Raw genomic sequence first — 11,070 nt, forward strand, 5'->3', positions numbered from 1 at the left:
ACACCATGTCCGGCAAGAACAACCCGCAGCACGAGGCCGCGGCTCAGGCGGCCCCGCCGGCGACCGAGGCCGCGTCGGAGGAGACGCTGCCGGCGACGCCGGAGACGAAGGAGAGCAAGGAGAGCAAGGAGACCAAGGAGGAGGCGGCACCGTCCGCCTCCACCGGAACCGGAACCGGAGCCGGAGCCGGAGCCGAGCAACAGGCCGCCACCGCGGCCGAACCGGAGGAACCCGAAGCCGCGACCGCGGCGGAAGCGGCCGGGCCGCAGGCCACCGCCACGACCGAAGCCACCAGCACGACCGAAGCCACCAGTACAACCGAAGCCACCACCACCACGGCCGCCGCCGAGGAAAAGGCCACCGCCCCCCGCCCCTTCGGCCGCCCCTCCCGCGGCCTGCTGGCGGGCGCGGCGATCGCGGGGGCGCTGCTGATCGGGGTGCCGTTCCTGGTGACGGGCGTGCTGGACCGGTCGGGCTCGGCCGGCGGCGGCTCGACGGACAAGGCGGCCAACGCGGGCACGGTGCTGGACGGCACGGCTCAGGACTCCGGCACGGGCGCCTACGGCACGGCGGCCCCCGACCCGTCCTCCGCCTCCCCCTCCCCGAGCGGCAGCAAGGGTGACGGGGACGACGGCAAGGGCAAGTCGGGGGCGGGCGCGGCGGCAGCGGGCGCGGGCGCGGTGGCGGAGAGCACGAAGGAGGCTCCCGAGGCGACGAAGAAGGCCGCCGGGAAGAAGTCGTCCACGTCGAAGAAGAGCGCCGCCAAGCCGACCGTCACGGCGACGGTGACGACGGCTCCCGGTACCACGCTCTACAGCCACGCCTCCAACCGCTGCATCGAGATGGCGTCCCACAAGGGCTCGGACGGCTCACCCCTGCGGATCGCCGACTGCAACGGCAAGGACTACCAGAAGTGGGACTTCCGCTCCGACGGCACGATCCGCTCGATGGGCCTGTGCATGGACGTGGCCTGGGGCTCCCACGACAACGGCGCGGTGATCCAGATCGCCTGGTGCAGCGGCAACCCGGCCCAGCAGTTCGTGCTGAGCGAGGGCAACGACCTGGTCAACCCGCAGTCCAACAAGTGCGTCGACGTCCAGGACGCGAACACCGCCGCCGGCACCCCCTTGCAGCTCTGGGACTGCAACGGCCAGGACAACCAGAAGTGGAGCACCCGCTGATCGCCGCTCATACGAGGAATGCGCGGTACGAGTGGCGTTCCGGTCGTCCTGCCGTCGCCTGCCCGCCCTCTCTGCCACTGTCGCACGTGGCCGGGAGCCTCCGGTCGCGGATCGTGCGGACGGGCGGGAAGCACGATGGAACAGTCAGCGGTAACCGCGGCGCCCGGGTCCGGACGGTGCGGTCGGCCGGTCCCCCGCATCCCGGTCGTGCCGCAGCCAGCCGAGTCGGGACGGTCCTGCCCGCCGGGCCGGGCAATCAGTGCCTCCGTCCGGCTCCGCGTCGCCGGCCCGGCCGGACGTCGCCGCGCTCGGGCCTTCGCCGCAGTGGATGGAGGACGATCCGCCGCGCCGTCCGCCGCAGTGCTGCTGGACCGGTTCGCCGCGGCGGCGCGGGCCTGTGTGGAGGACCGCTCGCCCGCCTTCCTCGCCTACTTCCCACCATGGGCCTGGCCAGCTCGGCAGTGGCCGAGATGGTCGCCGCGGCCTACAACCGTGTCACCTGCGCGACGCCCGGGCGTACGCCACCGAGCACGCCCACCACTGCCTGAGCAAGGCCCTGCACACGGCCGGGCTGCCGGACGGCGCCCCGCACGTGGTGCCGGCCACCGACCGCGGGCGGATGGACGTACCGGCTGCCGCCGAGCGGTGGAGGCGGACCGGCGTCCCGGTCTGACGCCGTTCCTGCTGATGGGCACCGCGGGCACCACCGACACCGGCACCGTCGACCCGCTGGACGAAGTCGCCGCGCCGGCCGCGCGGGACGGCCTGTGGTTCCACGCGGACGCCGTTTACGGCGGCGGCTTCCAGCTCACCGACCGCGGCCGCACCCGCATGGCCGGCCTCGAACGGGCCGACTCCATCGCGGTCGACCCGCCCAAGAGCCTGTTCCTGCCTTTCGGCACCGGCCTGCTGTTGTGCCGGCACCCCGACGCGCTGCGCCACACCTTCGCCCGCCGCGGCGACTACCTGACCGACCTGGGCGAGGACGGCGCCCTGCCCGCCTACAACGACCTGGGACCCGAACTCAGCCGCGAGTACCGGGCGCTGCGTCTCTGGTTCCCACTGCACCTGCACGGCACGGACGCCTTCCGGCTGCGCGACGGCGACGACGCCGCGCAGCCGGCGCTGCTGCACCGGATCAACGCCACCGGGCGCTGCCCGGTGCGCCGGGTTGAGCGCCGGCTACCAGGACACCTCCCCGTGCTCGTCCTGGAAGGTCCCGGTCGGGCCGTCCGGGCCGAGGGTGGCGAGGCGTACCACGACCCGGGCGCTCTCCTCGGGCGTCCGGCCGACCCCGAAGGCCGCGGTCAGGTCGGTCGCGGTGGTGCCGGGCTCGACCGCGTTGAACCTGATGCCCGGCTGGGACTTGGCGTACTGGACCGTGAGCATGGTGGCCGCGGCCTTGGACGCGGAGTAGAGCGCCAGCGGCAGGCTGTACTCCGGCCGGTCCGGGTTGGTGACGGCCCAGAAGGACCCGGCGCTGCTGGAGACGGTGACCACGGTCGGGTTCGCGGACCTGCGCAGCAGGGGGAGCGCCGCTTCGGTGACGCGTACGACACCGACCGCGTTGGTGTCGAAGGTCTTGAGCGCGGTGGGGCCGTCCATGGCTCCGTGGCCCAGCACGCCGGCGTTGTTGACCAGGACATCGAGCCGGCCCTCGGCCGAGTCGATCTCCGCCAGCGCGTCGCGCACCGAGGCGTCGTCGGTCACGTCGAGCCGCACGGAGCGGGCGCCGAGTTCCGCCGCGGCCTTCGCGCCCCGCTCGGCGTCGCGCGCGCCGACGTAGACGACATGGCCGAGGGCCAGGAGCTGTCTGGCGGTCTCGTAGCCGATGCCCTTGTTGGCCCCGGTGATCAGTGTGATGGTCATGCGTGTCCTTCCAGCTGCCGGCGAAGCTCACCGGCGTCGTGCAGGGCGGTCATGTGGATGAACCGGCCGTCGCGGATCTGGTAGATGGCGTATTCGGTGATCTCGAACGAGGCACCGGAGGGGGCCACGCCGAGCCATTCCCGCACCGGTGTGCCGGTGTTGACCGCGCGCACGGCCAGCCGGTCACCGTCGAAGAGCATCTCCTTGAGCTCCCAGTGCAGGTCCGGGACCGCGGCCACGTCGTGCCGCTGGACCGCGAGCAGGTCCTCCCGGGTGGCCGGTTCGCCGTTGAGGGTGGTCCGGTCGGCGATGAACTCGTCCATGCCGTCGAACTCGTGGGCGTTGAGCGCGGCGAGGTAGCGCAGATAGAACGCGCGCATGTCGTGGTCGTGCTGTCCGTCAGGAAGGTCCACGTGGGCAGCCCCCTCAGAGTTTTGTAGCGATCGCTGCGGAAGTCGAACGTTAGCACTTCTGAAGCGATCGCTGCGGAAGAGGTAGGCTGCGGGGGTGGAGACGAAACAGAGCGGTCCGATCGGCCGGCCGCGCGGATTCGACCCGGACGAGGCTCTCGAGCGCGCCATGCTGGTCTTCTGGCAGCACGGCTACGAGGGGGCCAGTACGGCCGCCCTGACGCGGGCGATGGGCATCTCCACCACCAGCATGTACGCGGCCTTCGGCAACAAGGAGATGCTGTTCCGCAAGGTCCTGGAGCGCTATACCGAGGGTCCGAGCGCGTACCTGGCCCGGGCCCTGGAGGAGCCGACCGCGCACGGTGTCGCCACCGCGGTGCTGGCCGGCGTCGTGCGCACCACCACCCGCCCGGCCCGGCCGCACGGCTGCCTGGGCGTCCAGAGCGCCCTGGCCACCAGTGACGCCGGGCAGGAGGTCTGCGAACTCCTCGTCGCCTGGCGGCAGGACGGCTACGCGCGGGTCCGGGACCGGTTCCGGCGCGCCGTCGACGAGGGCGACCTGCCCCCGGAGACCGACCCCGGGCTGCTGGCCCGCCACCTCACCACCGTCGCCCACGGCATCGCCGTGCAGGCCGCGAGCGGGGTCGGCCGCGACGAGCTCCAGGAGATGACCGACGCCATCCTGCGCAACTGGCCACTGTGACCCCGCCGTTGGCGGCGCGACCGCGTCCCGCCGCCTGCCCGATGTCGCGTTACAGCGTTAGTCTGCTCCTGGCGCCGCACCCCGCGCCGCACGGAGACGCAGACGCAGACGTAGACGTAGAGACAGACGCAGACACAGACGTTCGACGGGACCAGGACGGAAGCATGTCGGGAGATGTCTCACCCACCGGGAAACGTTCCGACCCCGGATCACCGCCCGGGTCGCCCGAGTTGCGGGCCTCGCACGCGGACCGGGACCGGGTGGTGGACGTGCTGCGGATCGCGGCGGGGGACGGTCTGCTGACCGCGGACGAGCTGGACGAACGCCTGGAAACCGCCCTGTCGGCGCGGACCCGGAGCGAACTGGCCGGGCTCACCGCCGACCTGCCGCCCGTGTCGGCGACGGCCGGCGCCACCGTCCCCGAGGCCAAGGACGTGGTCCGGTTCGAACAGGTGCACAGCGGCCCGGTGGTGCGCACGGGGCGCTGGGTGGTGCCGCGCAGGCTGGAGCTGGCGCTGACGTTCTGCGGGGCGAAGCTCGACTTCACCGACGCGGTGATCACCCACGACACCCTCCGGATCGAGGTGGGCATGACGGGCAAGACCCTGAAGCTGATCACCCGGCCGGGCATCGTGATCGACACCGACGGCCTGCAACTGCTGCACAGCAGGGTCAAGTACCGCCGGGCCCCGGCCCACGCCGATGCGCCGCCCGCCCTGCGCGTGGAACTGGTCGGCCTGAAGACCTTCGGCCGCGTGGTGGTACGGCCTGCGCGGCGGTCGCTCTGGCGGTGGTTGCTGCGCAGGCCGGCACCGCTCAGCCCTGGACCAGGGTGACCTCCCGCGCCTGCCGGGCGTGGAAGGCGGGCAGCGGGAGGCCGCTGAGCGGGCGCAGTTCCATCAGGGTGGCCTCGACCTGGGCCGGTCCCGGCTTCAGGGTCTCCCCGGCGGGGCCCGCGGCGGGTCTGGCGGAGTTGACCCAGGGGTGTTCCAGTCCGTCGCAGACCGCGCGGGTACCGCCGATGCCGTGCCGTACGGCACCGGCGTCCTGGCTCACCGAGGAACTGACGAAGACGGGGCCGCCGGCGTCGCACCGGTAGGTGCCGGAGAGGGTGACGGTGCCGTCGGGGGCGATGCGGCCGGCCGGGTCGACTGTCACCGACCCGGAGACGGCGGAGGCGGGGGTGGCGGAGGGGGCGGTAGCGGCCTGGGCGGCCGGTGCGGCGACCAGCAGCAACAGTACGGCGCCGGCCAGCGAGGACTTCAAAACCTTCACGGACTGCACGGGCACGGGGACCTCCTGAGGAGTGGGGGTTTCCACTCGTACCCGCCCGGTGCCGCGCGCGGCGTGACCGTCACCCCTTCGGTGGCGCGTTGCCGGACCGTGCCGTCCGTGTCCGGGTGTTGTCACGGTCGGCCGCCGCCGGTTCCGGTGCATCAGGGGCGCGGGCATCGTCTCCCATAGGTAGGCGGGCAAGGCCCGTATCCGACGCGGAGGTGCGCCATGTGTTCCCACCGGTCCTCGTGCCCCGGCCCCGACACGCTCCCCGTGCACGTCGTCGCAGCCCATCCCGAACAGGGCTGGAAGCTGCTGTGCGACGGCACCATCGTCTTCGACGACACCGGTGAACTGCTCCCCGACGGGCGGGCCGTGGACCCGTGCCGGGTGCCCGCCGGGCGGCTCACGATGGCGGCCTGACCGGCTACCGCAGGACCGCGAAGCCGTCCAGTTCCACCAGTGCCGTCTCGTCCCACAGCCGGCCCACCTCGACCACGGCCATCGCCGGGTAGTGCCGGCCCGCCCGGGCCCGCCAGATCCGGCCCAGTACGGCGGCCTCGGCGCGGTAGGCGGCGACATCGGTGGCGTAGACGGTGACCCGGGCCAGGTCGGCGGGGGTGCCGCCGGCCGCGCGCAGCGCCGTCAGGAGATTCACCAGGGCCCGCTCGAACTGGGCGGGCAGGGTCTCCCCCGTCACGTGCCCCTCCGCGTCCAGCGCGGTCTGGCCGGCCAGGAAGACCACGCGGCCGCCGGTGGCGACCACGGCGTGCGAGAAACCGGCGGGCGGAGCGAGCTCCGGCGGGTTCACGCGCTCGGCGCTCATCCGCGCCCCGCCTCGGCCTTCGCGTACAACTCCGCCGCGACGATGCCGCGTTGGACCTCGCTGGCGCCCTCGTAGATCCGTGGCGCGCGCACCTCTCGGTAGAGGTGTTCCAGCAGGTGGCCGCGGCGCAGGGCGCGGGCGCCGTGCAGTTGGACGGCGCGGTCGACGACGTACTGGGCGCTCTCCGTGGCCAGCAGTTTGGCCATCGCGGCGCGGGTGCGGACGTCCGGCGCGCCCGCGTCGTACGCCATCGCCGCCGCGTACACCATCAGGCGGGCCGCCTCGGTGCGGACCGCCATCTCGGCGACCTGGTGGGAGACGGCCTGGAGGTCGGCGAGCGGACCGCCGAACGCGGCGCGGGCGCGGGTGTGGGCGAGGGTGGCGTCCAGGGCGGCCTGGGCCATGCCGACGGCGAAGGCGCCGACGCTGGGGCGGAACCGGTTCAGGGTGTCCATCGCGACCCGGAAGCCGCGGTCGGGCTCGCCCAGTACGTCGGCGGCGGTGACGGGTACGCCGTCGAAGGCGAGGGTGCCGACGGGGTGCGGGGCGAGCAGTTCCAGGGCGGTGCCGGTCAGGCCGGGGCGGTCGGCGGGGACCAGGAAGGCGGTGACCCCGCGGGCGCCGGCGCCGGGCGTGGTCCGGGCGAAGACGGTGTAGAGGTCGGCCTCGGGGGCGTTGGAGATCCAGCACTTCTCGCCGGTGAGCCGCCAGCCGGTCCCGCCGTCCCGGTCGGCCGCCAGCGACAGGGCCGCCGCGTCCGAGCCGGCGCCCGGTTCGGTGAGGGCGAAGGCGGCCACCGCGGTGCCGTCGGCGACCCGGGGCAGCCAGCGGGCGCGCTGCGCCTCGGTGCCGTGCGCGTGCACCGGGTGGCCGCCCAGGCCCTGGAGGGCGAGCGCGGTCTCCGCCTCCGTGCAGGCGTGGGCGAGGGACTCGCGCATCAGGCACAGGTCGAGGGCCGGGGAGGTGAACAGGCGCGGCAGCAGGCCGTGGCTGCCGAGGGCGGCGACCAGTGGACGGTTGACCCGGCCGGGGACGCCCCGGTCGGCCAGCGGGCGCAGCCGCTCGGCGGCCAGGGCGCGCAACCGGGCGCACCAGGCGGACTGTTCGGGTGCGAGCGCGAATGCCGTCATCGGCGGTCCCCTTGTCTGCCGGCCCCGTGGCACACAGGTTATCGCGGTGTATTGACCATCGTCACCGTAGCGCTACGCTGCGAGGACGCGAGCCCACCACGAGCAGGGGGCGCACCACGAGCAGGGGGCGCACCGTCATGAATCCCCGGGGCACCGCCCACGTCGACACCTTCGCCCGCGACCGGCTGCCGCCGCCCGACCAGTGGCCCGGCCTCCGCTTCGACCTGCCGGAACTGCGCTACCCGGACCGGCTGAACGCGGCCGTCGAACTGCTCGGCGGCGGCGTTGCCCGCCGCCCGGTCTTCCGTACCGCCGGCGGCGCCAGGTGGAGCTACGCCGAGCTGCGCGCCGGCGTGGACCGGCTCGCGCATCTCCTCACCGGCGATCTCGGGGTGGTCCCCGGCAACCGGGTGCTGCTGCGCGGCCCGACCACCCCATGGCTGGCCGCCTGCTGGCTGGCGGTGCTCAAGGCGGGCGGGATAGCGGTCACCGTGCTCGCCCAGCAGCGGCCGGCCGAGCTGCGCCAGATGTGCGGCCTCGCCCGGGTGCGGCACGCGCTGTGCGACGTGCGCTCGGTGGAGGATCTCGCCGGGGCGGAGATCCCGGGGCTGCGGATCGCGACGTACGGCGGCGCCGCCCCCGACGACCTGCTGAACCGTCCGGCGCCCGGGACGCCGTACCCGGCCGTGGACACCGCCGCCGACGACGTGGCGCTGATCGCGTTCACCTCGGGCACCACCGGGCGCCCCAAGGGGTGCATGCATCTGCACCGGGACCTGCTCGCGATCGCCGACACCTTCTCCCGGCACGTGCTGCGGCCCCGCGCGGACGACCTCTTCACCGGCAGCCCGCCGCTCGGCTTCACCTTCGGGCTGGGCGGGCTGGTGGTCTTCCCGCTGCGGGCCGGGGCCTGCTCCCTGCTGCTGGAGCGGGCCGGGCCCCGGGAACTGCTGCCGGCGATCGCCGAGCACCGGGTGTCCGTCCTGTTCACCGCGCCGACCGCCTACCGCGCGATGCTCGCCGAACTGGACGCCCACGACGTGTCGTCGCTGCGGCGCTGCGTCTCCGCCGGGGAGAACCTGCCCGCCGCCACCTGGCACGCCTGGCACGAGCGCACCGGTCTGCGTCTCATCAACGGCATCGGCGCCACCGAGCTGCTGCACATCTTCGTCTCCGCCGCCGACGAGCAGATCCGGCCCGGCACCACCGGCGTCCCGGTGCCGGGCTGGCAGGCCGAGGTGCAGGACGCGCACGGCACGCCGGTGCCCGACGGGGAGCCCGGACTGCTCGCGGTGCGCGGGCCGGTCGGCTGCCGGTATCTCGCCGATCCGCGGCAGCGGGAGTACGTGCGCGGCGGCTGGAACATCACCGGGGACACCTATGTCCGCGAGCCGGACGGCCGGTTCCGGTACGTGGCCCGCGCCGACGACATGATCGTCTCGGCCGGGTACAACATCGCGGGCCCGGAGGTGGAGGACGCGCTGCTGCGCCATCCCGACGTGGTCGAGGCGGCGGTGGTGGGGCGGCCGGACCCGGAGCGCGGGCAGAGCGTGGTCGCCTACGCCGTACTGAAGGAGGGCGCCGAGCGGGACGCCGAGGCGCTGCGCGGCTTCGTGCGGGCCGAGCTGGCGCCGTACAAGTGTCCGCGCGAGATCGTGTTCCGTACCGCGCTGCCGCGCACGGCGACCGGGAAACTCCAGCGGTTCCGGCTGTTGGAGACCAGGGAAACCACAGGTGACCGGCAGTGATGCCGACGACCTAAGATGATCAACGTGTCCGACCAGCATGCACCACGGTCCCTCATCGTCACGCTCTACGGCGCGTACGGCCGCTTCGCGCCGGGCCCGGTCCCGGTGGCCGAGCTGATCAGACTGCTCGCGGCGGTCGGAGTGGACGCGCCGTCCGTGCGCTCGTCGGTGTCCCGGCTCAAACGGCGCGGCCTGCTGCTGCCCGCCCGCACCGCCCGGGGCGCGGCCGGATACGAACTGTCCGACGAGGCCCGCCAGCTCCTCGACGACGGCGACCGGCGCATCTACGCCACCGATCCGCCGGCCGACGAGGGCTGGGTGCTCGCCGTGTTCTCGGTCCCGGAGTCGGAACGGCAGAAACGGCACATACTCCGCTCCCGGCTGGCCGGCCTCGGTTTCGGCACCGCCGCCCCGGGGGTGTGGATCGCCCCGGCCCGCCTGCACGCGGAGACCCGGCACGTGCTGGGCCGGCTGCGGCTGGACGCCTATGTGGACTTCTTCCGCGGCGAGCACCTCGGGTTCGCGCCGACCGCCGAGGCGGTGGGCCGCTGGTGGGACCTGGCCGCCGTCGCCAAGGAGCACGAGGCGTTCCTCGACCGGCACGCGCGCGTCCTGCGCGCCTGGGAGGGCCGCCCGGACACCCCGCCCGAGGACGCCTACCGCGACTACCTGCTCGCCCTGGACTCCTGGCGCCGGCTGCCCTACGCGGACCCCGGGCTGCCGGCCCGGCTGCTGCCGGACGACTGGCCGGGCGCCCGCTCGGCCGCCGTGTTCCGGGCCCTGCACGAACGGCTGCGGGACGCGGGCTCGGTCTTCGCCGGCCTGTGACAGCGGGGCTGTGACCTCGCGCACAACACGCGTCACTCACGCAACCCTCAGGTTTCTCTGTGCCTCCTCTCAAGTTTCTTACCTACCGTCCGTGAGGTCGTCACGGGGGCAAGGAACGAGAAGAGGACTGTTGCGCATGACCACCACGGCAAGACCGCTGGGAGCCACCGTCTGGCTCACCGGGCTGCCGAGCGCGGGCAAGACGACCATCGCCCGGCTGCTCGGTGACCGGCTGAAGGCGGAGGGCCGCCGGGTGGAGGTGCTCGACGGCGACGAGATCCGCCGCTTCCTCTCGGCGGGCCTCGGCTTCTCCCGCGCGGACCGCAACACCAATGTGCAGCGCATCGGTCTGGTCTCCGAGGTACTCGCCCGCAACGGCGTGCTCTCCGTCGTCCCCGTGATCGCCCCGTACGCCGACAGCCGCGAGGCGGTCCGCGAGCGGCACGAGAAGAGCGGGACCCCGTACATCGAGGTGCATGTCGCCACGCCGGTCGAGGTGTGCAGCGAGCGCGACGTCAAGGGGCTCTACGCCCAGCAGGCGGCGGGCGAGCTGACCGGGCTCACCGGGGTCGACGACCCCTACGAGCCGCCCGCCGACCCGGCGCTGGTGCTGCGCACCCAGGAGCAGACGCCGGGCGAGTCGGCCGACACCGTGTACGCGGTGCTGGCGGAGCGGGGGCTGCTGTGAACGACTTCGCCCTCTCGCACCTGGACGCGCTGGAGTCCGAGGCGGTGCACATCTTCCGCGAGGTCGCGGGCGAGTTCGAACGGCCGGTGATCCTCTTCTCCGGCGGCAAGGACTCCATCGTCATGCTCCACCTGGCGCTGAAAGCCTTCACCCCCGCCCCCGTCCCCTTCTCCCTCCTGCACGTGGACACCGGGCACAACTTCCCCGAAGTACTCGAATACCGCGACCGCACCGTCGCCCGCCACGGACTGCGGCTGCACATCGCCTCCGTGCAGGACTACATCGACCGCGGCGTACTCAAGGAACGGCCGGACGGAACCCGCAACCCGCTGCAGACCGTGCCGCTCACCGAGAAGATCCAGACCGAGAAGTTCGACGCCGTCTTCGGCGGCGGACGCCGCGACGAGGAGAA

General features: G+C 73.6%; 13 protein-coding genes and 1 pseudogene. 9 read left to right on the top strand and 5 right to left on the bottom strand.

Translation table 11 applies throughout. From position 1 onward, the window contains the following. Positions 1-5 precede the first annotated feature (5 nt). Positions 6-1,181, top strand: coding sequence for an RICIN domain-containing protein (locus AB0G32_RS35600; protein WP_361173352.1), 1,176 nt, complete (start codon positions 6-8; stop codon positions 1,179-1,181). A gap of 687 nt (positions 1,182-1,868) precedes the next feature. Beyond that, positions 1,869-2,213, top strand: a pseudogene (locus AB0G32_RS35605) (pyridoxal-dependent decarboxylase); the annotation flags it as partial. A gap of 150 nt (positions 2,214-2,363) precedes the next feature. Here AB0G32_RS35605 and AB0G32_RS35610 read toward each other — a convergent pair. Both AB0G32_RS35610 and AB0G32_RS35615 read right to left on the bottom strand, forming a co-directional pair. Next, a complete protein-coding gene (locus AB0G32_RS35610) occupies positions 2,364-3,050 on the bottom strand; it encodes an SDR family NAD(P)-dependent oxidoreductase (protein WP_361173355.1) in 687 nt (228 codons plus the stop codon). After that, on the bottom strand, positions 3,047-3,463 hold the full coding sequence (locus AB0G32_RS35615; protein WP_361173358.1) for an ester cyclase: 417 nt from the start codon (positions 3,461-3,463) through the stop codon (positions 3,047-3,049). Before AB0G32_RS35615 ends, AB0G32_RS35610 begins: the two co-directional genes overlap by 4 nt. Before the next feature lie 94 nt (positions 3,464-3,557). On the opposite strand from AB0G32_RS35615, the gene AB0G32_RS35620 reads away from it, so the two are divergent. Then, a complete protein-coding gene (locus AB0G32_RS35620) occupies positions 3,558-4,163 on the top strand; it encodes a TetR/AcrR family transcriptional regulator (protein ID WP_361173361.1) in 606 nt (201 codons plus the stop codon). Between the two features lie 164 nt (positions 4,164-4,327). Then, positions 4,328-4,999 (top strand): DUF1707 domain-containing protein, encoded by a 672-nt coding sequence (locus AB0G32_RS35625; protein ID WP_361173364.1) that lies wholly within the window; start codon positions 4,328-4,330, stop codon positions 4,997-4,999. Here the strand turns inward: AB0G32_RS35625 and AB0G32_RS35630 are convergent. Next, a complete protein-coding gene (locus AB0G32_RS35630) occupies positions 4,980-5,453 on the bottom strand; it encodes a DUF6299 family protein (protein WP_361173367.1) in 474 nt (157 codons plus the stop codon). The two genes, AB0G32_RS35625 and AB0G32_RS35630, sit on opposite strands and share 20 nt — an antisense overlap. Before the next feature lie 213 nt (positions 5,454-5,666). On the opposite strand from AB0G32_RS35630, the gene AB0G32_RS35635 reads away from it, so the two are divergent. Continuing rightward, positions 5,667-5,861 carry a DUF5999 family protein gene (locus AB0G32_RS35635; RefSeq protein ID WP_361173370.1) on the top strand — a complete coding sequence of 65 codons (195 nt, stop codon included), beginning with the start codon at positions 5,667-5,669 and terminating at the stop codon, positions 5,859-5,861. 4 nt (positions 5,862-5,865) lie between these two features. On the opposite strand, the gene AB0G32_RS35640 is transcribed toward AB0G32_RS35635, so the two are convergent. Continuing rightward, positions 5,866-6,264, bottom strand: a complete 399-nt coding sequence (locus AB0G32_RS35640) for a RidA family protein (RefSeq protein WP_361173373.1) — start codon at positions 6,262-6,264, stop codon at positions 5,866-5,868. Further along, positions 6,261-7,394 (bottom strand): acyl-CoA dehydrogenase family protein, encoded by a 1,134-nt coding sequence (locus AB0G32_RS35645; RefSeq protein ID WP_361173376.1) that lies wholly within the window; start codon positions 7,392-7,394, stop codon positions 6,261-6,263. The genes AB0G32_RS35640 and AB0G32_RS35645 overlap by 4 nt, the downstream gene beginning before the upstream one ends. Positions 7,395-7,531: 137 nt before the next feature. Here AB0G32_RS35645 and AB0G32_RS35650 point away from each other — a divergent pair, with 137 nt between their 5' ends. The 4 genes from AB0G32_RS35650 to AB0G32_RS35665 form a co-directional block, all read left to right on the top strand. Beyond that, a complete protein-coding gene (locus AB0G32_RS35650) occupies positions 7,532-9,142 on the top strand; it encodes an AMP-binding protein (protein WP_361173379.1) in 1,611 nt (536 codons plus the stop codon). Between the two features lie 15 nt (positions 9,143-9,157). Further along, positions 9,158-9,970 (top strand): PaaX family transcriptional regulator C-terminal domain-containing protein, encoded by an 813-nt coding sequence (locus AB0G32_RS35655; protein WP_361173382.1) that lies wholly within the window; start codon positions 9,158-9,160, stop codon positions 9,968-9,970. Between the two features lie 136 nt (positions 9,971-10,106). Next, positions 10,107-10,658: an adenylyl-sulfate kinase gene (gene cysC, locus AB0G32_RS35660; RefSeq protein WP_361173385.1), complete on the top strand. Its 552-nt coding sequence runs from the start codon at positions 10,107-10,109 to the stop codon at positions 10,656-10,658. Continuing rightward, positions 10,655-11,070: phosphoadenosine phosphosulfate reductase family protein (locus AB0G32_RS35665; protein WP_361173388.1), on the top strand; the 416-nt coding region annotated here is incomplete at its 3' end. The genes cysC and AB0G32_RS35665, both read left to right, overlap by 4 nt.

Origin of the sequence: Streptomyces sp. NPDC023723, from assembly GCF_040639815.1 — a bacterium.
Lineage (GTDB): Bacteria > Actinomycetota > Actinomycetes > Streptomycetales > Streptomycetaceae > Streptomyces.